The organism is Planctomonas psychrotolerans, from assembly GCF_008642235.1.
In the GTDB taxonomy this organism is placed as follows: domain Bacteria; phylum Actinomycetota; class Actinomycetes; order Actinomycetales; family Microbacteriaceae; genus Planctomonas; species Planctomonas psychrotolerans.
Genome location: NZ_SJEV01000001.1, coordinates 1,150,264 through 1,176,164, shown reverse-complemented (window position 1 = coordinate 1,176,164; position 25,901 = coordinate 1,150,264). Strand labels below are relative to the sequence as shown.

General features: G+C 69.2%; 22 protein-coding genes. 15 read left to right on the top strand and 7 right to left on the bottom strand.

All coding sequences use genetic code 11. From position 1 onward, the window contains the following. Positions 1 to 88: 88 nt before the first annotated feature. Positions 89 to 505 carry a hypothetical protein gene (locus EY822_RS05205; RefSeq protein ID WP_150307299.1) on the top strand — a complete coding sequence of 139 codons (417 nt, stop codon included), beginning with the start codon at positions 89 to 91 and terminating at the stop codon, positions 503 to 505. Here EY822_RS05205 and trhO read toward each other — a convergent pair. Then, positions 490 to 1,401: an oxygen-dependent tRNA uridine(34) hydroxylase TrhO gene (gene trhO / locus EY822_RS05200; RefSeq protein ID WP_150307298.1), complete on the bottom strand. Its 912-nt coding sequence runs from the start codon at positions 1,399 to 1,401 to the stop codon at positions 490 to 492. The genes EY822_RS05205 and trhO overlap by 16 nt on opposite strands. A gap of 93 nt (positions 1,402 to 1,494) precedes the next feature. On the opposite strand from trhO, the gene EY822_RS05195 reads away from it, so the two are divergent. Beyond that, positions 1,495 to 1,983, top strand: a complete 489-nt coding sequence (locus EY822_RS05195) for a GNAT family N-acetyltransferase (RefSeq protein ID WP_150307297.1) — start codon at positions 1,495 to 1,497, stop codon at positions 1,981 to 1,983. 36 nt (positions 1,984 to 2,019) lie between these two features. On the opposite strand, the gene EY822_RS05190 is transcribed toward EY822_RS05195, so the two are convergent. After that, the gene (locus tag EY822_RS05190; RefSeq protein WP_150307296.1) at positions 2,020 to 2,307 is read right to left on the bottom strand and encodes a CDGSH iron-sulfur domain-containing protein; all 288 of its coding nucleotides are present in this window, start codon (positions 2,305 to 2,307) and stop codon (positions 2,020 to 2,022) included. Continuing rightward, positions 2,304 to 3,323: an iron-containing redox enzyme family protein gene (locus tag EY822_RS05185; RefSeq protein ID WP_150308771.1), complete on the bottom strand. Its 1,020-nt coding sequence runs from the start codon at positions 3,321 to 3,323 to the stop codon at positions 2,304 to 2,306. Before EY822_RS05185 ends, EY822_RS05190 begins: the two co-directional genes overlap by 4 nt. A gap of 52 nt (positions 3,324 to 3,375) precedes the next feature. Here EY822_RS05185 and EY822_RS05180 point away from each other — a divergent pair, with 52 nt between their 5' ends. Then, positions 3,376 to 5,478 carry a GMC family oxidoreductase gene (locus EY822_RS05180; RefSeq protein ID WP_150307295.1) on the top strand — a complete coding sequence of 701 codons (2,103 nt, stop codon included), beginning with the start codon at positions 3,376 to 3,378 and terminating at the stop codon, positions 5,476 to 5,478. Positions 5,479 to 5,490: 12 nt separating this feature from the next. Here the strand turns inward: EY822_RS05180 and EY822_RS05175 are convergent, their stop codons facing one another. Continuing rightward, positions 5,491 to 5,985: a MarR family winged helix-turn-helix transcriptional regulator gene (locus tag EY822_RS05175; protein WP_150307294.1), complete on the bottom strand. Its 495-nt coding sequence runs from the start codon at positions 5,983 to 5,985 to the stop codon at positions 5,491 to 5,493. Then, positions 5,982 to 6,215, bottom strand: a complete 234-nt coding sequence (locus tag EY822_RS05170) for a hypothetical protein (RefSeq protein WP_227497042.1) — start codon at positions 6,213 to 6,215, stop codon at positions 5,982 to 5,984. Before EY822_RS05170 ends, EY822_RS05175 begins: the two co-directional genes overlap by 4 nt. Before the next feature lie 184 nt (positions 6,216 to 6,399). Between EY822_RS05170 and EY822_RS05165 the strand changes: the two genes are divergently transcribed. Then, positions 6,400 to 7,788, top strand: a complete 1,389-nt coding sequence (locus EY822_RS05165) for a glycoside hydrolase family 5 protein (RefSeq protein ID WP_150307292.1) — start codon at positions 6,400 to 6,402, stop codon at positions 7,786 to 7,788. Between the two features lie 57 nt (positions 7,789 to 7,845). Here EY822_RS05165 and EY822_RS05160 read toward each other — a convergent pair whose 3' ends face one another. After that, positions 7,846 to 9,240 (bottom strand): glycoside hydrolase family 5 protein, encoded by a 1,395-nt coding sequence (locus EY822_RS05160; protein ID WP_150307291.1) that lies wholly within the window; start codon positions 9,238 to 9,240, stop codon positions 7,846 to 7,848. A 141-nt stretch (positions 9,241 to 9,381) separates the two neighbouring features. On the opposite strand from EY822_RS05160, the gene EY822_RS05155 reads away from it, so the two are divergent. From EY822_RS05155 to EY822_RS05120, 8 genes are all read left to right on the top strand, one after another. Continuing rightward, positions 9,382 to 10,398: an NAD(P)-dependent alcohol dehydrogenase gene (locus tag EY822_RS05155; RefSeq protein WP_150307290.1), complete on the top strand. Its 1,017-nt coding sequence runs from the start codon at positions 9,382 to 9,384 to the stop codon at positions 10,396 to 10,398. A gap of 101 nt (positions 10,399 to 10,499) precedes the next feature. Beyond that, positions 10,500 to 11,576 carry a LacI family DNA-binding transcriptional regulator gene (locus tag EY822_RS05150; protein ID WP_150307289.1) on the top strand — a complete coding sequence of 359 codons (1,077 nt, stop codon included), beginning with the start codon at positions 10,500 to 10,502 and terminating at the stop codon, positions 11,574 to 11,576. A 68-nt stretch (positions 11,577 to 11,644) separates the two neighbouring features. Beyond that, complete coding sequence (locus tag EY822_RS05145; RefSeq protein WP_150307288.1) at positions 11,645 to 12,655, top strand: LacI family DNA-binding transcriptional regulator; 1,011 nt, start codon at positions 11,645 to 11,647, stop codon at positions 12,653 to 12,655. A gap of 198 nt (positions 12,656 to 12,853) precedes the next feature. Continuing rightward, on the top strand, positions 12,854 to 15,190 hold the full coding sequence (gene yicI / locus EY822_RS05140) for an alpha-xylosidase (RefSeq protein ID WP_150307287.1): 2,337 nt from the start codon (positions 12,854 to 12,856) through the stop codon (positions 15,188 to 15,190). Positions 15,191 to 15,293: 103 nt separating this feature from the next. Then, positions 15,294 to 16,586: an ABC transporter substrate-binding protein gene (locus tag EY822_RS05135; RefSeq protein ID WP_150307286.1), complete on the top strand. Its 1,293-nt coding sequence runs from the start codon at positions 15,294 to 15,296 to the stop codon at positions 16,584 to 16,586. A gap of 156 nt (positions 16,587 to 16,742) precedes the next feature. After that, positions 16,743 to 17,720 carry a carbohydrate ABC transporter permease gene (locus tag EY822_RS05130; RefSeq protein ID WP_227497041.1) on the top strand — a complete coding sequence of 326 codons (978 nt, stop codon included), beginning with the start codon at positions 16,743 to 16,745 and terminating at the stop codon, positions 17,718 to 17,720. Next, the gene (locus EY822_RS05125) at positions 17,717 to 18,631 is read left to right on the top strand and encodes a carbohydrate ABC transporter permease (RefSeq protein ID WP_150307285.1); all 915 of its coding nucleotides are present in this window, start codon (positions 17,717 to 17,719) and stop codon (positions 18,629 to 18,631) included. Before EY822_RS05130 ends, EY822_RS05125 begins: the two co-directional genes overlap by 4 nt. Next, on the top strand, positions 18,628 to 20,652 hold the full coding sequence (locus EY822_RS05120; protein ID WP_150307284.1) for a beta-galactosidase: 2,025 nt from the start codon (positions 18,628 to 18,630) through the stop codon (positions 20,650 to 20,652). The genes EY822_RS05125 and EY822_RS05120 overlap by 4 nt, the downstream gene beginning before the upstream one ends. 158 nt (positions 20,653 to 20,810) lie before the next feature. On the opposite strand, the gene EY822_RS05115 is transcribed toward EY822_RS05120, so the two are convergent. Further along, entirely contained in the window at positions 20,811 to 22,304 is a 1,494-nt protein-coding gene (locus EY822_RS05115) for an HNH endonuclease signature motif containing protein (RefSeq protein ID WP_150307283.1), read from the bottom strand. A gap of 948 nt (positions 22,305 to 23,252) precedes the next feature. Here EY822_RS05115 and EY822_RS05110 point away from each other — a divergent pair. The 3 genes from EY822_RS05110 to EY822_RS05100 all read left to right on the top strand — a co-directional run bounded on the left by EY822_RS05110 (position 23,253) and on the right by EY822_RS05100 (position 25,897). Then, a complete protein-coding gene (locus EY822_RS05110; RefSeq protein ID WP_150307282.1) occupies positions 23,253 to 24,194 on the top strand; it encodes an acyltransferase family protein in 942 nt (313 codons plus the stop codon). 186 nt (positions 24,195 to 24,380) lie between these two features. Next, positions 24,381 to 24,935: an acyl-CoA thioesterase gene (locus EY822_RS05105; RefSeq protein WP_150307281.1), complete on the top strand. Its 555-nt coding sequence runs from the start codon at positions 24,381 to 24,383 to the stop codon at positions 24,933 to 24,935. After that, complete coding sequence (locus tag EY822_RS05100) at positions 24,929 to 25,897, top strand: DNA-3-methyladenine glycosylase family protein (protein ID WP_406609985.1); 969 nt, start codon at positions 24,929 to 24,931, stop codon at positions 25,895 to 25,897. The genes EY822_RS05105 and EY822_RS05100 overlap by 7 nt, the downstream gene beginning before the upstream one ends. The last annotated feature ends 4 nt before the right edge of the window (positions 25,898 to 25,901 follow it).

Here is a 25,901-nt window from a genome sequence, read left to right as displayed (position 1 = left end):
ACGCATTCCCGGAGGCGTTCTCGATACAGTTCCTGTACGACCCGTCCGCCGCACTCCGGGCGGACACCACACGCGGGGGACGAACGGCATGACCGACACGGCCACCGGTCCGGGCGACCCGGCGCCCCGGCCTGCGGCGTCCCCGCCCCCGGCGCTTCATCCTGCGGCGGGGCACGCGGATCCCGCTCGCGAGCAGCACGTCGCCGCCGTGTGGAGCGTAGTGGGGTTCGCCCTCGCCATATTGCCGCCGTTCTCGCTGCTCGGGCTGGCCGCGAGCGTGGTGGGAATCGCGCTGTCCCGGCGCGCGGGGCGGACCAGTCGCCTCGCCGTGGCGGGCGTGATCCTCGCCGTCGTCGTGCTCGCCGCGGGGGTGGCCGTGCTCGTCGCGGTGACGTCGACGGGATTCGCGCTGTTCGGCACCACCGTCGGCTCGACCGTGTGGGTGTGCGCCGAGCTCGGGCCGGGCGAGCACGTGGTCGACGGCCTGCGCTACACCTGTCGCTGACCTCCGGACGCGACGGGTTCGCCGTGTCCCACGCAGGTGACCGGCACGCCGGCCGCCGCGCACCCGGCGCAGGTGACGAGTTGCTCGCGGCAGCCCGCCACGTCGCAGTTGTGCATGTCGCCGGTGTTGCCCCCGCAACGGTGGCACACCCCGATCGCGACGGCATCGGCGCTGAACGGCACCGACACCCGGTTGTCGAACACGTAGAGGCTGCCCTCCCAGAGTCCACGGTCGCCGAACGCCTGGCCGTACCGCGCGATGCCGCCCTCCAGCTGGTACACCTCGCCGAAGCCGCGGTTCACCATGAGGGCCGACAGCACCTCGCACCGGATGCCGCCGGTGCAGTAGGTGACCACCGGGCGGTCCTTGAGGTGGTCGTACCGCCCGCTGTCCAGCTCGGCCACGAAGTCGCGGGTGCTCGTCACATCGGGCACGACGGCGCCTCGGAAGCGCCCGATGGCCGCCTCGAAGGAGTTGCGCCCGTCGAAGAAGGCCACCTCGTCGCCGCGGCGGGCGACGAGCTCGTGCAGCTCGGTGGGCGACAGCCTGCGTCCGCCACCCACCACGCCGTCCTCATCGACCCGCAGTTCGTCGGGCGCCCCGAAACTCACGAGCTCGTCACGCACCCGGACGCTGAGACGCGGGAAGTCGTTCCCCGTGCCCTCGCTCCACTTCGGATCGAGCGCGGCGAACGGGCCGTACTCCCGGGTGCGCCGGAGGTACTTCTTCACGGCGTCGAGGTCGCCGCCGACGGTGCCGTTGATCCCGTCCGGCGAGATGAGGATGCGCCCACGGAGTCCGAGCGACTCGCACAGCGTGTGCTGCCACAGACGGATCGCCTCGGGATCGGCCAGCGGCGTGAACACGTAGTAGAGCAGGATCTTCGGGATGGCCACCGGCCCATGATAGGCAGCCGGGGATCCGGGCACCGTCGGCCGTGCGGTGTTGGCCGTCCGCCCGGCGGGCGGCCGGGTCGTAGCATTGCGGCCATGCACATCCGGGCATACGCCTCCCGCGACGCCCTCGCCACCGCGGCGGTGTTCCGCCGAGCGGTTCGGGCCACCGCCGGTGCCGGCTACACCGCCGCGCAGGCGGCGGCATGGGCGCCGGACGACCGCGACCCGGAACGCTGGGCGAAGAGGCGAGGGTCGCGGCCCACCTGGGTGGCGGTGGAGGAGGACCGGGTGATCGGCTTCACCGACCTGCTGCCGCACGGGCACGTCGACATGATGTTCGTCGCGCCCGACGCGCAGGGCCGCGGCGTGGCATCCGCCCTGCTGGAGACCGTTCTGGCCAGTACGGAACTGGCCGAGGCCAGACTCCGGGGCGTGCATGCGCTCACCACCGACGCGAGCATTCCGGCCCGGCCGTTCTTCGAGCGGCACGGCTTCGTCGTGGTCGCATCGCGGGATGTGCCGCTACGCGGTCAGGTGCTCCGCAACTACCGGATGCGACTCGACCTCCCCGACGACTTCTGACGAGTCGTCGCCGAATCCGCGCCGATCCGCCGGGGGCTACGCCGCGGGGTCGCCCGGAAGCTGCGGTTCGGTGCGGAAGCCGATGAGCTTGTGCGTGCCGTCGCAGAAGGGCTTGATGGTGGACTTGCCGCAGCGGCAGAGCGCGACGGTCGCTCGCGTGCGCTCCACCGGTGTGCCATCGGGTGCGGTGATGGCCACGTCGCCCCGCACGAGGAAGGGGCCGTCGGGATAGGCGACGATGACGACGTCCTGGTCCGCATCCCCGGGGCCCGTGCGGTTCCGGGCGCCCGCATCCCCGGCGCCCGTGCCCACTGCGTCGCTCATCGAACCGCCGCCGGCGTGCGGAGCGCCGAGTCGCCTGCGGCCCAGGCCGCCATGGTGCGCTCGGTCGCCCAACCGTCGACGGCGAGCCCGGCGGCCGCACCGAACAGCACGTCGTCGAGCAGCGCCGGCTCGGCCTCCACGAGTCCACCCGCCATGTCGTGCGCCGCGATCTGCTCGTGCACCGCATCCGCCTCGACGTGCTCGTCGTAGTACCAGGTGGCGTCCTGGTCGAAGCCGAGCCGACGGAGACCGTCGCCGTAGAGCCGGCTCGGCACCGACGACGTCATCTCGTACGCCGCGAGATGCCCCACGATCGCGCCGCGCAGTCGACGGTGCAGGCCGAACATCGAGATGAGGTTCACCGAGGCGAGCGTTACCGCGGGCACCGCGTCCACGTAGGTTCCGTAGGCCGGATCGAGGCCTGCCGCACTCATCGTGCGGGGGAAGATGGCGGAGTGCATGCGGGTGGGGCGTCCGCCGCCGTATTCGTCGGCCTGGATCTCCACCAGCGCCGCCTTCGCCCGACCGCTGAGACGCGGGATGGCCCAGCTGTGCGGGTCGGCCTCCTTGAGGGTGTAGATCGACCGCAGGGTCAGGAACTCCGCCACCTGCTCGTGCGTCGCCTTCTTCGCGACGAACCGGGACATGCTCGGTCCGGTGTCCGCGGCGGTGAACTCGAAGAGGCGGGCGGCCACCGCCTTCGCGGTGGGCTCGGGGCGCTCGGGCAGCGGCACCCGGGCGCGGAGCGCCGCCTCGAACGCGCGCTCGATCCGGCCGCGCGCGGCGAGCAGGGCGGTATCCCACTCCCAGTCGTCGCTCACGTCCCGGATTCCGCCGTAGTGCAGCTCGTAGAGGCAGAACAGGGTGAGCTGGAGGTCGTCGTCGAACACGATGTCCGGCGTCGACTCCAGCGCCGCGCTCACCTCGGCCGCAAGCGTTCCCGCGGCGTCCGCTTCGCCGGAGAGGATGTCGAGCAGTGCGGCGCTCGCCGGGCCCCGGTCGGCCGGGAGTACCATCGGCGACTGAGTCAGAAGAGCTTCGGCGGGGGAGAGATCGATCGGTGTACCCATGAATTCGACCCTACGCGGCACTGCTGATACGAGCCTGCTGCCGCTGGTGCTGGACGCGATCGTTCCCGCCGACGAGTACCCCTCGAGCAGTGCGTCGGGCGGCGTGTCCTTTCTCGGGACCGTGCTCGAACGCGACCGACCCGAGTGGATCGATCGCCTCGACGCGGTGCTCGCCGACATCGACCGACGCGCGACGGATCGGATCGAGGGTGGCTTCGCCGCTCTCGATCCGGATGGCCGCCTCGCGGTGCTCGACGAGCTCGCCGACGACCCGGAATATCGGTGGCTGGCCCGGCTGGTGACCGACGGCTACTACGCCGACCCCGGCAACGGCGGCAATCGCGACGCGGTGTCGTGGTCCGCGGTGGGGTGGTCGCCGCACGGTGCCGGCCGCCTGCCCGACGTTCCGCGGGAGTACCGCGCACCCGACCACGTGCTCACCCCGCAGCGGGTCGGTGCGCGCTACGACGCGGTGGTCATCGGCTCAGGTGCGGGGGGCGGCGTCGCTGCCGAGGCGCTCGCGGCATCCGGTCGGTCGGTGCTCGTGGTGGAGTCCGGGGACTGGCCCACGACCGCCGAGCTCGCAGGCGACCACCTCCGCAACCCGCGGTCCGCGTCGGGCCTCGACCCTCGTTCCGGTCCGCCCACGGCGGGCAATCCGCGCACCGTGCGGATCGGCGGACGCACCCTTCGGGTCGGACCCGCCGAACACCCGTGGAGCAACAACGCCATGACGGTGGGCGGCGGCACCCGGGTCTACGGCGCGCAGGCATGGCGGTTCACGCCCGATGACCTGCGGATGGCGTCGCGCTACGGGGTACCCGAGGGCAGCGCGCTCGCCGATTGGCCGATCGAGTACTCCGACCTCGAGCCGTTCTACAGTCGGGCGGAGTGGGAGATCGGGGTGTCCGGTGCGCAGGGCGGCGACCCCTGGGCGGGCGAGCGCTCGCGGGACTACCCGATGGCCCCGCTCCCCGGCTCGCAGTTCGGCACGCGGCTCGCGGATGCGGCGTCCCGACTCGGCATGTCCACGCTGCCGGTGCCGCTGCTCATCAACTCCCGCCCGTACCTCGGCCGCGACGCCTGCGAGCAGTGCGGGCAGTGCGTGGGCTTCGCGTGCGCCGTGGATGCCAAGAACGGCAGCCAGAACACCACCCTCCTGCGCGCCTTCGCGACCGGGCGATGCGCGATCCTGCCCGGCGTCCGCGTCGAACGGATCCTCACCGATGCCGCGGGCAGGGTCAGCGGCGTCGCCCTCGTCGCGGAGGTGGCCGGGGCCGTCTGGCGGCGGGAGGTGACCGCGGGGGAGGTGGTCGTGTCGGCCGGCGCCGTGGAGAGCGCCCGACTGCTGCTCGCGAGCACGAGTGATCGTGAACCGAACGGGCTCGGCAACAACGCCGATCAGGTGGGCCGGCACCTGCAGGGTCACGTCTACGCCGGTGCGCTCGGCGTTTTCGACGACGAGGTCGTGGACTCGGTGGGTCCGGGGCCCTCGATCGCCACCTGTGACTTCCGGCACGGCACGCCGTCGATCGTGGGCGGCGGCATGCTGGCCAACGAGTTCGTCGCGACCCCGTCGAGCACGTTCCGCCATCTCGTGGAGGCGGGCGTGATTCCGCCGCACGGGGCCGCGTCGAAGGAGGGCATGCGCCGCCTCGCCCGTCGCATGCAGAGGGTGGTGGGGCCGATTCAGGAGGTGACCACCGCATCCGCCCGGGTCGCGCTCGACCGGGACGTGCGGGACCGCTTCGGCAACCCGGTGGCGGCTCTCTCCGGCGGCATCCACGCGGAGGACGTGCGCTGCCAGGGTGCGATGAACGACCGGGCGGCGGAGTGGCTGGCGGCCGCGGGGGCCCGGCGGGTGGTGCCCGCGGCGGCCGTGTCGACGAGCACCGGACCGAGCGGGGGGCAGCACCAGGCCGGCACCTGCCGAATGGGCACGGATCCGGCGTCATCGGTGACCGATCCGTACGGGCGGGTGTGGGGCCACGACAACCTGCGGGTGGCGGACGGGTCGCTGCACGTGACGAACGGCGGCGTCAATCCGGTGCTGACCATCTTCGCCAACTCGATGCGCGTGATGGAGCACATGACGCGCTGAACGCCCGCCCCGTCAGTCGCGGGGGCGCGTCACTTCGATGAGGCGGTGCAGGGCGTCCCGCGTCGCCTCGAGTTCCCGTACGTCGATGCCCAGTTTCGCAATCACCTGAGCAGGGACCTTCTCGCACTCGGCGCGGAGGGCCCAGCCGGCGTCGGTGAGGTCGACGGCGAGGGCACGTTCGTCGGTCGTGCTGCGGCCGCGGGTGAGCAGCCCGGCCGCTTCCAGACGCTTCAGCAGCGGCGTCAGGGTCGCCGGCTCGAGCATCAGCGCGGAGCCGATGCCGGTGAGGGTGCGGGGGCTCTCTTCCCAGAGCGCGAGCATCACCAGGTATTGCGGGTGCGTGAGACCGAGGGGGGCGAGGATGGGGCGATACACCGCGATCACGTTGCGGGAGGCGACGGCCAGCGCGAAGCACACCTGGCGATCGAGTTTCAGCAGGTCCTCCGTCTCAGCCGCTACGCCCCCTCCCCGCGCCGCTCCCGCGGGAGCCTCACCTGCCCGAATCATTTCGGGCAGGTGAGATAGGTGCGAGTGGTGGCGTTGCCCCGCTCGATCGCGTGATCCGCCATCGGTCGGGTGCAGATGGGGCACACCGGGTCGACCGGGGGCACGTACGGCTCCTCGGTTCGTCCGTATCCGACGCCGATCTGGGCGGGCCCGATGAACGGGAACAGCGTGCGATTGACCTTGTTCCAGAATCCGGGACGCCCGACGTACGGATTCCACTTATGCTCCACAATCTTTAGTGTACTAAACATATTGGCGATCGGCTGCACCCTTCACCCCGCCGACGTCGGACGCAAGCGAGAGCCGATGGCGGATTCGTTTCGGAAGTTGACGGCAACTTTCGAGGCTCTTAGCCTGTGAGAGGCGGGACTCGTGGCCTGCCAGGGTGCTCGCCCCCCGAACACAGGAGTTCTCATGGCCGAACGCCCCTTCGCTGGAATCGCAACCGAGGGATCGACTTTCGTCGACGGGGCGGGGAACGTCATCCGGTTGCGTGGTGTGTGCCTCGGCGGATGGCTCAACATGGAGAACTTCATCACCGGGTATGCGGGCACCGAGTCCCGGATGCGGGCCGAGGTTCGCGCAGTGCTGGGGGACGAGCTGTACGAGTTCTTCTTCGACCGGCTCCTCACCGAGTTCTTCGGCGAGGACGACGCGAAGTTCCTCGGCGACAACGGATTCACTCTCGTGCGGATCCCGGTGAATCACCGTCACATCGAGCGGGACGACAGGCCGTTCGAGATCCTGGAAGACGGTTTCCGGCACCTCGACCGCGCGGTGGAGGCCTGCGGCAGGCACGGCGTGTATTCGCTCATCGACCTGCACGCGCTCCCTGGGTCGCAGAATCAGCACTGGCACTCCGACAACGCCGACGGTCACGCCGCCTTCTGGGACAACACCCAGTACCAGGACCGGGTCGTCGCGATGTGGGAGGCGATCGCCGAGCGGTACCGCGGCAATCCCTGGGTGGCCGGCTACAACCTCATGAACGAGCCGGCGGACGAATCCCGCCGGGTCGTCGGGCCGTACTACAAGCGGCTCTTCGACGCCGTGCGGGCGATCGACCCCGACCACACGATCTTCCTCGACGGCAATACCTATTCCACCGAGTTCGACATCTTCGACGCCGAGCCCTGGCCCAACACGGTTTACTCGCTCCACGACTACGTTCCTGCGGGACTCGGCCGCGGCGGCCCCTACCCCGGGATCACCAACGGGGTGTGGATCGACAGGCAGACCGTGCTCGACAAGTTTCTCAGGCGCTCCGAGTACGCGCGACGAACCGGCACGCCGTTGATGGTCGGCGAGTTCGCGCCCATCTACACCGGTGACCTCGAGACCGACGCAGAGCGGCGACAGATCCTCGCCGACCAGCTCGAGATCTACCGCGACCACGACGTGAGCTGGACGTCGTGGATGTACAAGGACCTCGGGAGGCAGGGCCTCGTCTCGGTGCGACCCGACTCGGCGTACCTGCAGCACTTCGGGGACTTCGTGGCGAAGAAGAACCGCCTCGCGGCCGATCGCTGGGGCGGCGACGGGGTGGGGGTGAAGGAGGTCTCGCAACCGCTGCAGGACCTCATCGCCCGCGAGTTTCCGGACTTCGACCCCTACCCGTGGGGAGCCGCCGACTGGGTGCGCCTGATGCTCCTGAACATCACCATCTCCCAGCCGCTCGCCGCCGAGTACGCCGCGTTGTTCCGCGGGCTCGGGAGAGAAGAACTGGCGGCGCTCGCGTCGTCATTCGCCTTCGAGAACTGCTCGGTGCGCGAGTCACTCCTGGAGCAGCTCGTCTCCGGTTGACAGCCGGTACGTCGGCGCGGCCGCCGTCCCGATCGAGTCAGCGGCGGCCCCGGGCGTCTACTTCAGACCGTCCTTCAGTTGCTCGAGCAGCGTTCCCCGCACCTCGCAGTTCTCGAACGAGAAGGAGTCGGCCAGCGCGTCGAGTTCGGAGTCGTCGAGTCCGCGGAACAGGTCGGCGTACTCGTAGGCCAGCGGCTCGGCGAGGGTGATGTTGAGCAGCAGTCGCCCGAGGAAGTGGGACGTTCCGAACGGGTACGGATCGAAGGTCGGGAACTCCCGTGCGAAGAGGTCGCGCAGCGGCTGGCTGACCTCCCGGGGACCGATCTCATCGCTGCCCCAGCCATCGGCCGAGAGCCGGAACTTCTTGGCGACGAACGGGTCGAACCGCTGGCGGTACGGGGTGTGGGGCCGCACCCCCACGAGACCCTGTCGTCCTAGGTCCTTGTACATCCACGTGTTCCAGCTGACGCCGTAGCGCGAGTAGATCTCGAGCTGGTCGGTGAGGATCTGACGACGCTGCACGTCCTTCGCCTCGTCGTTGAAGTAGATCGGAGCGAACTCGCCGACGTAGATCGGAGTCCCCGTGCGACGTGCGTACTCGCTGCGGGCGAGGAACTTCTCCTCCACGGCCTCGCGGTCGATGTACTGCCCGTCGGTCACGCCCGGGTACGGCCCGCCGCGACCGAATCCCGAGGGCACGTAATCGTGCAGGGCGTACACCACGCCGTCCTGCGGCTCACCGAAGATCGACCAGTCGACGGAGTAGGTGTTGCCGTCGAGGAAGATGATGTGGTTCGGGTCAACGGCCTTCACGGCGCTCACGATGCGGTCGTAGAAGGCGGAGACTCGCGTGCCCGTCGGATCCGCCGGCTCATTCATCAGGTTGTACCCGCTCACCCACGGGTTGTCCCGGTACCGGTCGGCGATGGCCTCCCAGATGTGCACGGTCCTGTCCTGGAAGTGCGGGTGGTCCCAGAAGGCGTCGACATGGCTGCGGTTGTCGGAGTGCCAATCCTGATTCTGGTGGCCCGGATGGGCGTGCAGGTCGATCATCGAATAGACGCCGTTCGCTGCGCAGAGGTCGATCGCGCGGTCGATGTGACGGAAGCCGTCCTCGATGATCTCGAAGGGACGGGCGTCGCTCTCGAGGTGCCGGTAATTGACGTTGAGGCGCACCGAGGTGAATCCCTCGCGGCCGAGGAATTCCGCGTCGGCCTCGGCGAAGAAGCTGCTCAGCAGGCGCTCGAAGAAGCGCTCGGCGCGGTCATCGCCGATCGCCTCCCGCACCGTCCGGCGCATGAACGACTCGTTCGCCGCGTAGCCGGTGATGAAATTCTCCATCAGGAGCCACCCGCCGATGTTCACCCCCCGGAGCGTCACGACGTCCCCCGCGGAGTCGACGAGGTCGCTCCCTCGGATGGACAGGGGTCGCGCGGTTCCTGGGGTCGCCATAGGAGTCCTCGATTCAGCGTCATTGCGTCGGCCGGGTTGCCCGCGGTTCGATGCGACAGGGGCCGCAGTTTCGACGAATCTCGTATAGTTTCGAACCGGGATCACCCTACTCGATCGGAGACACCCGTGGACAATGGCGCCATGAACGCGAGCCTGCTCATCACCCCCGGTGCAGTGGAGGTGCGTTCGGTTCCCATCCCCCCGCTCGAGCACGACGAGGTGCTCGTCGAGATCGCCACGGTCGGGGTGTGCGGGTCCGATGTGCACTACTTCCACGAGGGCAGGATCGGCGACTTCGTGGTCGAGGAGCCCATGATCCTCGGTCATGAGGCGTCCGGGGTGATCACCGCGGTGGGCTCCGGGGTCCCCGCTCGAAGGATCGGCGAGCGAGTCTCGATCGAGCCGCAGCGCGCATGCCGGGTATGCGAGCAGTGCAAGCGCGGGGCCTACAACCTGTGCCCGTTCATGGAGTTCTACGCGACACCGCCGATCCACGGCGCCTTCGCCCAATACGCGGTGATCCAGGCCGACTACGCATTCGCGATACCGGACTCGATGAGCCTGGAGGCCGCCGCGCTGTGCGAGCCGCTCTCCGTCGGCATTTGGAGCAACCAGAAAGCCGGCACCCGGCCCGGGAGCCGGGTGCTCATCGCCGGCGCCGGACCGATCGGCATCATCGTGATGCAGGTCGCCTTCGCCTTCGGCGCGTCGGAGGTGATCATCTCCGACATCGCCGAGACCCGTCGGGAGGCGGCGGCGCGGTTCGGCGCCACCCGCACCATCGACCCCACCCGCGAGGACGCGACGAACCCCTCGCTGGAGGTCGACATCTTCATCGATGCCTCCGGTGCGGAGCCCGCGGTGAAGTCCGGGATCATGGCGCTGAAGCCCGGAGGCCGCGCCGTACTCGTGGGGATGGGTCGGGATGAGTTCGCGCTGCCGGTGTCGCGCATCCAGGCCCGCGAGATCGAGTTGACGGGGGTGTTCCGCTACGCCAACACCTGGCCCCTGGCGATCCAGCTCGCGAGCAGCGGCAAGGTCGACCTCGACTCCCTCGTCACTGGGCGCTTCGGGCTCGATGCGGTGGAGGAGGCCCTGAATGCCGCCGTCGACCCGCACGCGCTCAAGATCGTGGTCACGCCGAACATATCCGCCTGACGGGCCACTCCTCCTCAACTCCGCTGCCCTCCCCGAGGATTTAAGCTGGTGCTTCGTTTCCCAGGGATGATCCCCACCCTCGGACGTCTCGAAAGGACGCCATGTCGCCGCGGAGCAAGTCAGCCGGCCCGACCCTCAAGCACGTGGCCGAGCGGGCGGGGGTGTCGCAGGCAACGGCGTCGAAAGTGCTCAACGGACGGGCGGATGTCGCTCCGGGGACCCGGGAGCGGGTGCTGCAGGTGCTCGATGAGGCCGGCTACCGCGCGCGGAGCAGCAGTCCGGCGGAGACCGGACGGAAGCGCGTCGCCGCCATCTTCGATGGGATCACGTCGCAGTACGCGGCGCTCATCCTCGACGGCATGGTCTCGGCCGCGGCGGATCTCGGCGTCGACGTGTCGGTGCTGCGCACGCCCAAGGACTTCGCGGACCCCGCACGCAAGGCCGCGAGGTCGTGGGTGCACGAGAATCAGGCCTTCACCGGGGTTATCGCCGTCACGTCGTCCCTCCCCGCGGACATGATCCGCACGGCTGCGCAGGTGAACCTGCCCCTCATCACCATCGACCCGGCCGACGAGTCGCAATCCGATCTGGTGAGCATCAGCTCCACCGACTGGACGGGTGGTCGGTCCATGACAGAGCACCTGCTCGAACTCGGGCATACGCGGATCGCCTGGATCGGTGGCCCTGCCGTCTCCGCCCCCACGATCGAGCGCTTCCACGGGTATCGCTCGTCCCTCGAGCGCGCGGGAATTCCGGTGGACCCGGCGATCTGCCGCAACGGTCCGTACAGCTTCGAGGCGGGGATCGAGGCCGGGCGGGAGCTGATGCGCGGATCGGATCGGCCCACGGCCATCATCTGCGCCAGCGACGCAATCGCCTTCGGTGTGCTCGAGGCGGCCCGACGGGAGCGTCTGGAGGTGCCTCGCGACCTGTCGGTCGGGGGCTTCGACGACATCCCGCAGGCGGAATGGGTGAGCCCCAAGCTGACGTCGGTGCGCGCGCCGCTCATCGGCATCGGGCGGATGGCGATCGAGACGATCCTCGGCATGTCCGTCGGCAAGGAGCCACCGTCGCACCACATCCAGCTGGCGACCCAGCTCATCGTGCGGGAGTCGACCGCGCCGCCGGTCGGGGCGGTCGTGCCCGCGGACGTCGAGCGGGCCGTGGCGGTGCCGTAGCGCGTTCCCGGCACCGAGGCGCGAATACGGGCCGCTGTACTATGAAACGGTCGGATGACGGAGGATCAGTGGCGAGCATTCACGATGTGGCGCGTCTCGCGGGAGTCTCCATCTCGACCGTGTCGTACGCCCTGTCGGGCAAGCGTTCCATCGGTGAGTCGACGCGAATACGCGTCAATGACGCCGTGGAGAAGCTCGGGTATCGCGCACATGCCGGTGCGCGCATGCTGGCGGGCGAGCGCACCCACATCCTCGCGCTGGCGGCGCCGCTGCACTCCGGGACATCCGAGCCGGCGCACATGGCGTTCGTGATGTCCGTCGCCCGAGCCGCCCGCGAACACGACTACGACGTGCTGCTCCTGACCCAGGACGAGGGAGCCGACGGACTGCAGCGGGTGGCCCTCAGCCGTCTCGTCGACGGGATCATCGTGCTCGACGTCTCCGATCAGGACGAGCGCGTCGACCTCATCCGGTCACTGGACGTGCCGGCCATTTTCGTCGGGGTGCCGCGCGATTCGGCCGGACTGGTGTGCGTGGACATGGACTTCGAGGCGGCAGCCACGATGTCGGTGGAGCGCCTTGCCGCGGTGGGCCATCGGTCGATCGCCTTGCTGGGTCAGTCCCCGGCCCTCTACGACCGCGGATCCGGCTTTCCGCGTCGCTTCCGGGACGCCTTCCTCGCCGCGGCCGCCGACCGCGGTATGGCCGCGGGCTTCGCCATGGCGGATCGCGACCCGGCGAACGTGCGGCAGGCGCTCGACTCGCTCCTCGGCACGGACCCGGGCGTCACGGGTCTCGTGCTGCACACCGACGAGGGAGTGCAGACCACCGCACTCGGCATCCTGAGGGAACGCGGCGTGCGGATGCCGCACGACCTGTCCGTGCTCTCCGCCTGCTCCAGCTTCTCCACCGAGCACTTCGAGCCGCCCCTCGACACCATTCCGCTCGTGCCCGACGACTCCTGCGTCCCGGCAGTGGCGCTCGCGGTGCAGCAGGTCGGCGCGCCGATCGCCCCGCGCGTCGAACTGATCCCTCCGCGATACGTCGGGCACGGATCGGTCGTGCCCCCGGCCGCATAGCGGTCGGATAGCCGCTTTCGCACCGCGCTTGCACAATCCGGCGCGGAATGCTTATGCTGCTGCAATCAATCGAAGCGTTTCGACAGATCCGTTCGACGACCGGCCGCCTGGCCGCCGCCGCACCGGGGAGGACGCTTCTCAGGACGCCGTGGCCCTCGATGCTCGGTGGAGAACGCGAGCAGGAGCGAACACGACCGTATGAAGTTCACCGATGGTTTCTGGCAGACCCGGCCCGGCGTTTCCGCGCTCTACGCGCAGGAGGCGTACGACCTCGAGGTCGGGCGAACCGCCGAGGGTGACACCGTCACGGCCCACGCGCCGACCAAGGTGATCGAACGCCGCGGGGACACCCTCAACCGTCCCGTGCTGACGGTCACGCTCTCGGCACCGCTCGAAGGCGTCATCCGGGTTCGCGTCGAGCGCCATGCCGGCGGGCGCCCGCACGCGGGCTTCGATCTCGACGGTGCGACCGAGGGCGTCGGCCGTGCGACGTCCGACGAGACCGGCGCCGCCCTGACCTCCGGTGGACTGACCGCCCGCATCTCCGCCGGAGCCCCGTGGAACCTGGCGTTCGAGGCGAACGGACGCGTGCTCACGACGAGCGGAGCCAAGTCGCTCGGGCACATGACCCTCGACGTCGGGGCGCCCGTCGCGACCGAACCGGTCGGGCCCACCGGAGTCACTCGCTCCGGCCTCGCCGCGCATCCCACGTACACGAACGCCCAGCTGAGCCTCGGCGTCGGCGAGCTGGTCTACGGCCTCGGCGAGCGCTTCGGGCCGCTCGTCAAGAACGGCCAGACCGTGGACATCTGGAACGCCGATGGCGGGACGTCGAGCGAGCAGTCGTACAAGAACATCCCGTTCTACCTCACCAACCGCGGCTACGGCGTGCTGGTCAACCACCCGGAGCACGTGTCGTTCGAGGTCGGCTCCGAGTCGGTCGAGCGGGTGCAGTTCTCGGTTCCCGGCGAGGCGCTCGAGTACTTCGTGATCCTCGGCCCGAGCCAGAAGGACGTGCTCCAGCGCTACACCGCCCTCACCGGCCGGCCCGCCAAGGTGCCGGCGTGGTCGTACGGGCTGTGGCTGTCCACGTCGTTCACCACCGACTACGACGAGCAGACCGTCACCAGCTTCATCGACGGAATGCGGGAGCGCGACCTCCCGCTGTCGGTGTTCCACTTCGACTGCTTCTGGATGCGCGAGTTCCACTGGACCGACTTCGAGTGGGACGCCCGGGTGTTCCCCGACCCCGAGGGCATGCTGGCCCGCCTGCACGACAAGGACCTCCGGGTCAGCATCTGGCTGAACCCCTACATCGCGCAACGCTCCGCCCTGTTCGCCGAAGCCCGCGACGCCGGATACCTCGTGCTCACGGAATCGGGCGACGTGTGGCAGTGGGACATGTGGCAGGCAGGCATGGCGCTCGTGGACTTCACCAACCCCGGGGCCGTGCGCTGGTTCCAGGACAAGATCCGCACGCTGCTCGACACGGGCGTGGACGCCATCAAGACCGACTTCGGCGAGCGCATCCCCACCGATGTGGTGTGGCACGACGGCTCCGCACCCGAGGCCATGCACAACTGGTACACCCAGCTGTACAACCAGGCGGTCTTCGACGTGCTCGAGGAGCGCCGGGGCGAGGGCGACGCGGTGCTGTTCGCCCGCTCCGCCACCGTGGGCGGGCAGAAGATGCCCGTGCACTGGGGCGGCGACAACTCGTCCAGCTTCGAGTCGATGGCCGAGAGCCTCCGCGGCGGTCTCTCCCTGTCGTTCAGCGGGTTCGGCTTCTGGAGCCACGACATCGGTGGATTCGAGGGGACCCCCGACCCGTCGGTGTTCAAGCGGTGGCTCGCGTTCGGACTGCTGTCGAGCCACTCGAGGCTGCACGGATCCACCAGCTACCGGGTGCCGTGGGCCTTCGACGAGGAGGCCGTCGACGTCACGCGTCGCTTCACCCGCCTGAAGCTCGAGCTCATGCCCTACCTCTACGCGGTGGGACTCGACGCGCACGAGCTGGGTCATCCGTTCATGCGTCCGATGCAGCTCGAGTTCCCGGACGACCCGACGGTCAATCACCTCGACCGTCAGTACATGATCGGCGACAGCCTGCTCGTCGCTCCCGTCTTCAGCGCGGATGGCTCCGTGGAGTATTACCTCCCGGCCGGCGAATGGACGAATTACCTCACCGGCGAAGCGGCGAGCGGTCCGGGGTGGCGTCGCGAGGTGCACGGCTTCGACAGTCTGCCGCTGTGGGTGCGCGAGGGCGCCGTGATCCCGACCGGATCCCGCACGGATCGGCCGGACCACGAGTACCTCGACGGGCTCACGCTCACCGTCTATCCGGGGAACCCGGGCGACACCGAGGTGGTCGTCACCAGCCCGATCACCGGCGAGCCGACCACGTTCACCATCACGCGCGGGGACTCCACGGTGCAGGTCGCCGGACCGGCCGGTGCCGAGTTCACCGTCCGCCTGGCCGGCGGCGACCCTGTGACGAGCAGCGGCGGCCGTGCCTCCCTCCGCTCCGCCTCCTGATCCCGCACCTCCCCGACCCATTCATTCGCGACCCAAGCATTCCCGACCCGCCCGTTCCCCGACCCGCACCGCACTGCACCACATCACATCGAAGGAGATACCCATGCGTTCACGACGCTTGATCGCCGCCGGCGCCATCCTGGCGCTCACCGGCGGACTCACCGCCTGCTCGGCCGAATCCAGAGGCGGGTCCGACGGCCCCGTCACCCTCACGTTCTGGGGCTGGGGGGTGGGCTACGAAGACGTCATCGCCGAATGGAACGAGGCCAACCCCGACATCCAGGTCGAGCACACCGACGCCGGTGGTGGTGACGACTCGTCCGCGAAGCTGCTCACGGCCGCTCGCGCGGGCAACGCCCCCGACGTCGCGCTGGTGGAGTACACGACGCTCCCCGCGATGATCGTGGCCGACGTTCCGCTCGACATCACCGAGTACGTGGGCGACGCCGAGGATGCCTTCACCGAGGGCACCTGGGACCAGACCCGCTTCGACGGTGCGGTCTACGCCATCCCGCAGGACGTGGGACCGATGGCCCTCACCTACCGTCAGGACCGGCTCGAGGAGATGGGTCTCGCGGTTCCCACCACGTGGGAGGAGTTCGGCGAGGTGGCCCGGGGGGTCAAGGCGAACGACCCGAACAGCGTCCTCACGTCGCTGCCGCCGAGCGAGCTCGGCTTCTACGCCGGCGTCGCGGCTCAGGCCGGCTCCGAATGGTGGTCGCTCGAGGACGGCGTGTGGACCGTGGGTATCGCCGACGAGGCATCCCTCGAGGTCGCCGACTTCTTCGAGGGCCTCGTGAAGGAGGGCGCCATCTCCACCGAACCCCTCCTCACCCCGGAGTACAACGCCAAGCTGAACGACGGCACGATGCTCTCCTGGCCCGCCGGGATCTGGGCATCCGGCGTCTTCTACGGCGTCGCCCCCGACACGGCAGGTAACTGGGCCATGGCGCCGCTCCCGCAGTGGACGCCCGGTGACGCCAAGGTCGCCTACCAGGGCGGTTCCGGAATGATCGTGACCAAGGAGAGCGAGCACCCGGAGGAAGCCGCCGAGTTCGCCAAGTGGTTCAACGCCAGCGAGGACGGCAACGAACTGCTGCTCTCGTCGCGCCAGGTGTACCCCGCATCGATCGTCGGCCAGGAGATGGCCGCGTCGAGCGAGCCGCCCGCGTTGATGCCGCAGCAGACCACCTTCTACGAGGAGGCCGCGGCCATCTCGGCCGAGACCATCCCGGTCACCTGGGGTCCGAACGTCAACCTCGCCAAGATGGTCTTCGAGGACCGCCTGAACAAGGCCATCGCCGACGGAACCCCGTGGCGCGACGCCTTCATCGCCACGCAGGAGGCCGTCGTCGACGACATGAAGACGTCGGGCTACGAGGTCTCGAACGACTAGCTCCACCCCGAGGATGCGGCCCGGCCGGTCTGATCGACGGTCCGATTCGACCGTCGAGTCGGACTACCGGCCGGGCCGCCGGCCGGGCCGCATCCTCACCCATCCCTGTGCACGCCCCTCCATCCCGTGCCGTACGGACAGGAAGAAGCAACATCCGTGACCACTAGCAATCTCGCGCCCGTCAAGTCGACGGTCGCGCGCACCGCCGGACGCAACGGCGCGCCGCCGAAGCGCGGTCGCATCCGCGGCCGCTTCGCGCCGTATCTGTTCGCGGCGCCCGCCGTCGTGCTCTACGTCGTCTTCATGCTGATTCCGGTGCTGTACGCCATCTGGCTCAGCCTGCGGGCGTACCGCCTGCAGTCGGGCGGAACCTTCGGCCGTCGCGTCGAGGTGTTCGTGGGCCTCGAGAACTACACCGCGGTGCTGTCCGACCCCGAGCTTCTCGCGAGCTTCGGGAGAATGGCCGTCTACGGGATCATCGCGGTTCCCCTGACCCTCGGGCTGGCGCTTCTCTTCGCCCTGCTGCTCGACGTCCCCGCGGTGCGGGCGAAGCGCTTCTCCCGAACCGCGATCTTCATCCCCTACGCCGTGCCCGGTGTCGTCGCCGCGCTCATGTGGGGCTTCATGTACCTGCCGAGCACCAGCCCGTTCTCCTACATCTCCGAGCAGATGGGCTTCGGCACCATCCCGTTCCTCGAGGGCAACGCGCTCTTCGGGTCGCTGGCGAACATCGCGATCTGGGGCGGCGTGGGCTTCAACATGATCATCATCTACACGTCCCTCCGGGGCATCCCGGCCGAGTTGTACGAGGCCGCCCGTCTCGACGGCGCCAATGAGTTCCAGATCGCGCTCCGGGTGAAGGTGCCCCTCGTCGGACCGGCGATCGTGCTCACCACCGTCTTCGCGTTGATCGGCACCCTGCAGCTCTACGGCGAGCCGATGACCCTGAAGCCCATGACGAATGACATCAGTCAGACGTGGGCACCGCTCATGACCATCTACCGCGACGCGTTCCTCACCGACAACCTGCCCGCCGCGGCCGCGTCGTCCACGCTCCTCGCCCTGGGTACCGTCGCGCTGTCGCTCATCATCCTCGGCATCGTCAACCGCAAGAAGTTCGGAGAACGCGCATGACCGCCACGACCGCCGCAACGGCCGTTCCGGCTTCGACGACCGCTGGACGAGCGCGTCCGTCGGGCCGGACGTCGGGTCGCATGTCGTGGGGAGCCGCCATCCCCACCGTCATCCTCGTGATCGGCGCCATCTACTGCCTCATCCCGGTGATCTGGGTGTTCATCGCGTCCACCAAGTCGCGCGGGGAGCTCTTCACCACGTTCTCGTTCGCGCCGGGCTCCGGGCTCTGGCAGAACCTCGGCGACCTGTTCAGTTACGGTGGGGGCCAGTTCGGCTCGTGGGCGGCGAACTCGCTGCTCTATGCGGGCGTCGGTGGCGTGGTCTCCACCCTCGTCTCCGCGGCGGCCGGATACGCGCTCGCGAAGTTCGACTTCCGCGGTCGCGACCTCATCTTCTACTCGATCCTCGGCGGGGTGCTCATCCCCGGTATCACCCTGGCCGTGCCGCAGTACCTGCTGCTGTCGGAGCTCGGCCTCGCCGGCGGTCCGATCTCGGTGCTGCTGCCGAGCATCATCAGCCCGTTCGGCATCTACCTGTCCCGGGTGTTCGCCGCATCCGCGATTCCCACGGACATCCTCGAGGCCGGTCGCATCGACGGGGCATCCGAGTGGCGCGTCTTCCGGCTGATCGTGCTGCCGATCATGGTGCCCGGCATGGTGACCGTGTTCCTGCTGCAGTTCGTCGGCATCTGGAACAACTTCCTGCTGCCGTTCGTGATGCTCTCCGATCAGGGCGACTACCCCCTCACCGTGGGCCTCTACACCCTGCTCGCGAAGGGATCCGGTTCACCGGCCCTGTACTCGCTCGCGATCATCGGCGCCGCGGTGTCGATCATCCCGCTCATCTGCCTGGTGCTGTTCCTGCAGCGGTTCTGGCGACTCGACCTGATCTCCGGAGGACTCAAGGGATGACACGCTCGACCACCTGGCCCACCGACGGCATGAGCTACGGCGGGGATTACAACCCCGACCAGTGGTCGCCCGAGACATGGGAGGAGGACATCCGCCTCATGACCGAGGCGAGGGTGAACATCGTCACCCTCGGGGTGTTCTCCTGGGGCAACTACGAACCGGAGGAGGGGCGATTCGAGTTCGAGTGGCTCGACACCGTCTTCGACCTGCTGCACGCCGCGGGGATCTCGGTCGACCTGGCCACCCCGACCGCCGCGCCACCCATCTGGCTGCACCAGAAGCACCCGGAGATCCTCCCGGTCACCCGGGAGGGCAAGCGGTACTGGCAGGGCGGGCGACTGGGCTGGTGCGCCAGCACGCCGATCTGGCGCACGCACGCCCTGCGCATCGCCGAGGTACTGGCCGCCCGCTACGGCGACCACCCGGCTCTAAAGATGTGGCACGTCAGCAACGAGCTGGGCGGCGGCAACCGCACTTGCTTCTGCGACGAGTCCGCCGCGCACTTCCGCCGCTGGCTCGTGGACAAGTACTCGACCATCGACGCCCTCAACCAGGCCTGGGGCACGGCCTTCTGGGGACACCGCTACGTCGACTTCGCCCAGGTGCTCCCACCCCGGGACAGCGAGACGGTGCCGAACCCTGGCCTGCAGCTCGACTTCGATCGCTTCTCGTCGGCGGCGCTGCTCGAGCACTTCGAGGCCGAGGCCGCCGTGCTCCGCGCCGCGACGCCGCACCTGCCCGTCACCACGAACTTCATGGTGAGCACCCGGCCGAGCGTGGCCGACTACGCCCGGTGGGCCCCGCGCATGGACGTGCTGGCCAACGATCACTACACGATCGGCGAGGACCCCGCCCGCGAGCAGGAGCTCGCGATGAGCGCCGATCGCATGCGCGGCATGCGACTCGGCCAGCCGTGGCTGCTCATGGAGCACTCGTCGAGCGCCGTGAACTGGCAGCCGCGCAACCGCGCGAAGGTGCCGGGCGAACTCGTGCGCAACAGCCTCAGCCATGTCGCCCGCGGCTCCGACGGCGCGCTGTTCTTCCAGTGGCGGGCATCCAGCGCCGGTGCCGAGCAGTTCCACTCCGCGATGGTGCCGCACGCGGGCACCCGCTCGAAGGTCTGGGCCGACGTCTGCGAACTGGGTCGCAACCTCGACGCCCTGCGCGACGTCGTGGGCACCCTCGTGGAACCCGCGCGCGTCGCACTGCTGATCGATGAGGAAGCGTTCTGGGCGTGGAAGTCCGGACCTAAGCCGGTCAACGACGAACCGATCTGGGACACCGGTCGCAATCTCCACCGGGCCCTGTTCGACGCGGGCGTGCTGACCGACGTGGTGCCTCCGTGGGTCGACCTCGACCGGTACCGTCTCGTCATCGTGCCGAGCCTGTTCCTCGCATCGGACGACACAGCCCGTGCGCTCGCCGAATTCGCGGCGGACGGCGGACACGTCGTGGTGACCCACCTCTCCGGCATCGTCGACCCGACCAACCGGGTGCGCACGGGCGGCTATCCCGGGGCGTTCAAGGACATGCTCGGCGTGATGTCGGAGGAGTTCTTCCCCCTCCTCGCCGGGCAGAGCGTGACCCTCGACAACGGCTGGAAGGCCGATGGCTGGACCGAGCGGCTGCATGCCGACGATGCCGAAATCATCGCGTCGTACGCTGACGGTGACCTCGCAGGTCATCCGGCGGTCACCCGTCGTGCGATCGGCGATGGCGCGGCCGGTGGGAGCACTGCCGGTACAGCCTGGTACGTCTCCACGACGCTCGGCCGCGCCGCCCTCGCGGATCTCGTCGACCGGCTCCTTGCGGAGTCCGGAGTCGCCGCATCCATCGTCGTGCCGCGTGGCGTTGAGGCGGTGCGTCGCATCGGTGACACCGGCTCCTTCGTCTTCCTGCTGAACCACGGTGCGGACGCCGTGCGCATCGACACCGTTGCCGGGCACGACCTGCTCGGCGATCGCGCCGTGGACCGGGGCTTCGAGCTGGCCGGCGGCGCCTGTGCCGTCGTGCGCGAGTAGGGGGACCGACCGGAGTAGGGGGACCGGCCGGAGTAGGGGGACCGGCCGGAGTAGCGGGCCCGACCGGAGTAGCGGTGGCCTGAGGGGGCGTGGCGGAAGGGTTTGCGCTGGGTAAGCTCCCGCGGCGATGGTGCACTCCGCTTTTTCAAGGCTGAGCATCATTCGATCGACTCCTGCCAGGTCACGGTCCTCCCTGGTGATCGGCTAGACCTGCGCCCTCGACTCGGCGTGCGTGTGGGGGAGCCATGCCTCATGCGGGTGTTTCGGGTGGTGCGGGCTCTGCTGGCGGGTCGCCATTCGGGGTTGGGGTTAATCCAGGGTGGTGGTTGTACTTGGGTTGCACCGTGGTGCATGCGGATGCGCCAGCCGGAGGTGGTGATGGTGCGGTGGTGGAACCAGCACAGCAGCACACCGTTGTCCGTGTGAGTCGGTCCGCCTTCGGCGGCCGGGACAACGTGGTGGATCTCGCACCAGGTGGCCGGGATGGGGCAGCCGGGGATGATGCATCCGCCGTCTCGGGCGGTGATGGCGCGTCGTTGTCGTGGGGTGAAGCACCGTTCCGGGGATCCGAGGGCGAGGACCCGCCCGTTCCCGGCAAGAACAACGTTCTGGGTGCCGCCGGTGCAGATCATCTGCTCCACCGTGGTCGCGGACAGCGGGGTCTCGACCCCGTCCGAGAATCCGACGGTGCGGCCTTGGGCGAGGTCGTCGGCGTGCACGGTGACGAGCACGGTCGGCGCAGCCCCACCGACCTGGGGTGTGCCGGGGGTGCGGGCGAGGGTGTCGATGAGGGCGATGAACACGTCGTGGCGTTGTTGGTCCCTCGACCGGGTCTCACCCGGCACGGCGGCGATGGTGTCCTTGGCATCGGTGGTGTCACCGGTAGCGGCACCTTCGGGGTGATGGTCTTGGGTGGGGGTGAGGTGTGCGTCGAAGAACTTCTCCACCCGCCCCGCTGCCTCCGGCAGCACCAGGAGCTTCATCGGAACCAGCCCACGGTGCAGGTGCCTGCCGATGGAGAAGTACCGGTGCCGCATCGCTTCTTCTTCGGCCTCTTCGACACCGTCGGGGTGGAGGAACGCCTGCCACACCACCGCCTGAACACGCACCTCGTCCGCACCGGCCGGGACCGGGGTGTCCGGCCCGGAACCGGTCGCCGCGGCCACCAGCTCTTCCTCCGCGCGCCCAATCGAGTCGGCGGCCACCCGGTCGTGCAGCGGCCCGAGCACACCGGTGATCGCCGACGCCGTGTCGACGCCGATCGTCCCGGCGCGGAATGCGGCACCGACCCGGTCGAACCGGGCCGGCAACGGGTCCCCGGTCAGCGACACCCTGGGGCGGACGGCGGCACCCAGCGTGACCCGCCGGTACAGGGTGGATGCGGAGGCGAGGGTGGTGCGTTGCAGCAGCTCGGCGGGGGTGCGGCACCCGCACCGAGCGGCGAGCCCCGCGGAACCCAAAGGTTTCCGGGAGCGTTCCGCGACCTCCGCCGCCACCGTGACCCGCAACGCGTCCACCCGCCGACCGACCGCCTCCACGGCACGGACCACGGCCAGCAGACGCACATCATCCAGCCCGGCCACCGCGTCGCAGGGCAGCGTGTCGGTGATCGCGTCCGCGATCCCGGTCAGCGCCTCGACGGTGGGGTCCATGCGTCAACGATCCACCCCACCACCGACATTCCCGCCGATGAACCCCAGATCAAGCGGCGATTTGTGGATAACCGTCCACATCGGCGGCCTGTGTAAGAGAGGACGGCAGTCGCGATACTCAGGGCGCCCGCGGTCTGCGTGTGGGTGAGTTGTTCCGACGAGGTCAGGGCCCCTGCGGGTCGGGCCGGTGGGGCGGCCGAAAGCCCTGCCGTGTTGAGGACCCAGCGGGGGGCGGCGTCGGAGGGGCTCGGGGGCATCTGCGGGCGGAGCCTCCCGGCGCCGCCCTCTGCCCGCCGCGGCTACGCCACGCCACGACCGCCTGCCCGCAACGAGGAATGTCCCTTCGACGGGCTCAGGGACCGTCAGTGGGTGCGTCGCTCCGACAAGGTCTGGGACGGCGTGGCTTACGTCCCTTCGACAGGCTCAGGGACCGTGGGGGGCGTCCCTCCGACGGGCTCAGGGACCGTAGATAAGTGTGTCCCTTCGACGGGCTCAGGGACCGTAAGTGGGTGCGTCCCTTCGACAGGCTCAGGGACCGTGGGGTGCGTTTGTTCGACAGGCTCAGAACCGTGGGGGTTCGTCCCTTCGACGGGCTCAGGGACCGTGAGTGAGTGCGTCCCTTCGACGGGCTCAGGGACCGTGAGTGCGTGCGTCCCTCAGACGCATTCAGCGACGGCGATCCGCACGCCCCCGCACCCACGCCCCCGAAAGCACCGCATCCTCGCCACGACGCCGTTGCGCCCTTCCGTCCACCGATTTGCAACCCTCACTCGACGTGAGGCTTGAAGCGAGCTAGAGTGCTGGCTAGACAACGAGCGTCTCCCACCAACCGCGACGCTCGGTTCTTCGATCGGCGCGGTACCCGGGCCGGTTCGTTCGATCGCGTCGGCCGTCCCTCATCGGCGACAGATCGGAACATCAGTGGCACATCGCACGAGAATCGCGTCAATGGACCAGCTCCGCGGACTGGCCATCGTGCTGGTCATCACCTTCCACGCCCAGGTCAATCTCGACACCTTCGCCGAGACGGTCCCGCAATCGCTGAGCATCGGGTTCGACTTCTTCGAGCCGTTCCGCATGCCCCTCCTGATGTTCCTGTCCGGGATGCTGCTGACGCGTTCGCTCGCCAAGCCGGCGCGAGGATATTTCCTCGGCAAGCTGCGCGGCATCGGCTGGCCGTACCTTCTGTGGTCCCTCGTCTTCCTCGCGGTGTCCGCACGCCTCACGATCGACACTCTCGCGCGGATTCCCCTCGTGCCGCCCACCTACCTCTGGTACCTGTGGTTCCTGCTCGCGTACTACGCGATCGCGTGGCTGATGGTGAAGTGGCATATCCCCATGTGGGTGGGACTCGCTGTCGCCCTGATCGGAGCCTTCGGGCCGGATGTGTTCCGTGCGTCCCGGTTCTGCTTCCTCTTCCTGTTCTTCGTGCTGGGGCACCTCTACAGCGCACACCGAGAGCGCGTTTCGCTAGAGAACCACCGAGGGTGGCTGCTGCCGGTGAGTCTCGCGACCGTGGCGGTCTTCGGTGTTGCGAGCGCGTGGGGTGCGCCCCTGCTGTACGACCCGGTGTTCGTGATCGCACCGTTGGGCGGCATCGTGCTCGGCCTGCTTCTCGCGCCTTCCTCGGCCCCCGGCGTCGTGCGACGGGCCCTCGGCTGGATCGGCCGGGACTCCATCGTCTTCTACGTCACCCATTTCGTGGCCCTGTGGATCGCGGGGTGGTGGCTCGTGAGGAGCGGAGTGACCGACCCGTGGATCCACTACTTCGTCACCGTCACGACCGCCTTCGCCGTCGGATGGGCCCTGACTTGGGCACGCAATCGCAACCGGTTCGCCGATGCCCTGTTCCGGTTCCCCGAGGTGAGGCGCGCCGAAGCGACGGCATAGCCGGCGCATGCAAGCGGCTCAACGCATCCGGCCCAACGCGAGCGGGCCAACGCAAGCGGCTCAACGCATCCGGCCCAACGCAGCCGTCGCGCCTCAGCCGGAACCGACCTCGCAGCACCCGCCGCGCGTCTCACCGCACGCGTCGTCCCGCCCAACCGACCGGGGATGTCGGCTCGCCCGATTAGCATGACGGGCGTGCACCTCTTCTTCCGGACGCTCCTGCGCACGATCCTCTCGTCGCTGGGTCCGCGCATTCGCCCGTACGACGTGGCACGGGCGAGATTCCGGGTGCTGCCCACCGATCTCGACGTGTTCCGGCACATGAACAACGGCGTGTACCTCTCCATCCTCGATCTCGGCCGGCTGGATCTGCTCCGCCGCGGTGGCATCTGGCCGATCTTCCGCGAGCGTGGCTGGTATCCCGTCGTGGTGTCCGAGACCATCAGCTTCCGCAAGTCGCTCACCCTGTGGCAGCGATTCACCGTCGAATCGCGCATCCTCGGCTACGACGACCGGGCTGTGTACGTGGAGCAGCGCGTCGTGCGGAACGGCGAGGTGTACTCGCGGGCGTTCATCCGTGGCCGGTTCCTCAAACGCACGGGCGGTGTGGTCACGATTCCCGAACTGCTGGAGGCCGTGCCCTCGCCACCGGCCGACCTCGTGGTTCCCGAATGGCTGCTCACCTGGGGAGCGGATTCGGGATTGCCGCCCAGTCGGGCGGAGGCGCCGAGCGTATGGTGACCGCGACTCCCACTCCGGTTCCGCCGGTTCTCGAGTGCTCCACGGTCTACCGTCCGGCCGAGCCGGTTTCCCTCGCCGCCACGCTCGGCCCGCTCCGACGTGGGCGGGGCGACCCCACCGTGCAGGACGATGCGTCGACTCAGCCGGGGAGAGCGCGCACGTGGCGCACGTTCCGCACCCCGCTCGGCGCCGCCACCCTGGTGCTCGGGACCACCGCTGACGGCGCCATCGAGGCCCGGGCGTGGGGGGACGGCGCGGAGTGGGTGATCGACGGCGTTCCCGAGCTCCTCGGCGCCGGTGATGATTGGAGCGATCTCGACGTCTCCGGCAATCGGTTCCTGCACGAGGCCTACCGCAGGATGCGCGGCGTGCGGTTGCCCCGCACTCGGCTCGTGTTCTGCGCGATGGTGCCGGCCATCCTCGAGCAGAAAGTCACCACCGTCGAGGCGCTGCGGGCGTGGCGTCAGCTGGTCCGCCTCTACGGCGACCCGGCTCCGGGGCCCGCGCCCGAGGGTCTCCTCGTGATGCCGACGGCGGAGCGCTGGCGTCTCATCCCGTCGTGGGAATGGCACCGGGCGGGCGTCGACCCGAAACGGTCACGAACGGTGCTCGCTGCGGCATCGGTGGCGGCCGGACTGGACCGCACCGTGACACTCGGGCGCAGTGGCGACGAGATCACCCGCAAACTGTGCACCGTGCCCGGCGTGGGGATATGGACCGCGGCCGAGACCACGCAGCGCTCGCACGGCGATCCCGATTCGGTGAGCGTCGGCGACTATCACCTGCACGACGTCGTCGGATGGGCGCTGGCCGGGCATCCCGTCGACGACGACGGCATGCTCGAGCTGCTCGAACCGTGGCGGGGTCACCGCCAGCGCGTGATGCGGATCATCGGGGCGAGCGGCTTCCGAAAACCCCGTTTCGGTCCGCGCATCACCATCCAGGATCACCGGCGGCACTGACGAC

Excerpts from the sequence above, each read along its gene's own strand:
- EY822_RS05205 (WP_150307299.1), top strand. The coding sequence starts at position 89 with ATGACCGACACGGCCACCGGTCCGGGCGACCCGGCGCCCCGGCCTGCG.
- EY822_RS05195 (WP_150307297.1), top strand. The coding sequence starts at position 1,495 with ATGCACATCCGGGCATACGCCTCCCGCGACGCCCTCGCCACCGCGGCG.
- EY822_RS05190 (WP_150307296.1), bottom strand. The coding sequence starts at position 2,307 with ATGAGCGACGCAGTGGGCACGGGCGCCGGGGATGCGGGCGCCCGGAAC.
- EY822_RS05185 (WP_150308771.1), bottom strand. The coding sequence starts at position 3,323 with ATGGTACTCCCGGCCGACCGGGGCCCGGCGAGCGCCGCACTGCTCGAC.
- EY822_RS05180 (WP_150307295.1), top strand. The coding sequence starts at position 3,376 with ATGAATTCGACCCTACGCGGCACTGCTGATACGAGCCTGCTGCCGCTG.
- EY822_RS05175 (WP_150307294.1), bottom strand. The coding sequence starts at position 5,985 with ATGATTCGGGCAGGTGAGGCTCCCGCGGGAGCGGCGCGGGGAGGGGGC.
- EY822_RS05165 (WP_150307292.1), top strand. The coding sequence starts at position 6,400 with ATGGCCGAACGCCCCTTCGCTGGAATCGCAACCGAGGGATCGACTTTC.
- EY822_RS05160 (WP_150307291.1), bottom strand. The coding sequence starts at position 9,240 with ATGGCGACCCCAGGAACCGCGCGACCCCTGTCCATCCGAGGGAGCGAC.
- EY822_RS05155 (WP_150307290.1), top strand. The coding sequence starts at position 9,382 with ATGAACGCGAGCCTGCTCATCACCCCCGGTGCAGTGGAGGTGCGTTCG.
- EY822_RS05150 (WP_150307289.1), top strand. The coding sequence starts at position 10,500 with ATGTCGCCGCGGAGCAAGTCAGCCGGCCCGACCCTCAAGCACGTGGCC.
- yicI (WP_150307287.1), top strand. The coding sequence starts at position 12,854 with ATGAAGTTCACCGATGGTTTCTGGCAGACCCGGCCCGGCGTTTCCGCG.
- EY822_RS05135 (WP_150307286.1), top strand. The coding sequence starts at position 15,294 with ATGCGTTCACGACGCTTGATCGCCGCCGGCGCCATCCTGGCGCTCACC.
- EY822_RS05125 (WP_150307285.1), top strand. The coding sequence starts at position 17,717 with ATGACCGCCACGACCGCCGCAACGGCCGTTCCGGCTTCGACGACCGCT.
- EY822_RS05120 (WP_150307284.1), top strand. The coding sequence starts at position 18,628 with ATGACACGCTCGACCACCTGGCCCACCGACGGCATGAGCTACGGCGGG.
- EY822_RS05115 (WP_150307283.1), bottom strand. The coding sequence starts at position 22,304 with ATGGACCCCACCGTCGAGGCGCTGACCGGGATCGCGGACGCGATCACC.
- EY822_RS05110 (WP_150307282.1), top strand. The coding sequence starts at position 23,253 with ATGGACCAGCTCCGCGGACTGGCCATCGTGCTGGTCATCACCTTCCAC.
- EY822_RS05105 (WP_150307281.1), top strand. The coding sequence starts at position 24,381 with ATGACGGGCGTGCACCTCTTCTTCCGGACGCTCCTGCGCACGATCCTC.
- EY822_RS05100 (WP_406609985.1), top strand. The coding sequence starts at position 24,929 with ATGGTGACCGCGACTCCCACTCCGGTTCCGCCGGTTCTCGAGTGCTCC.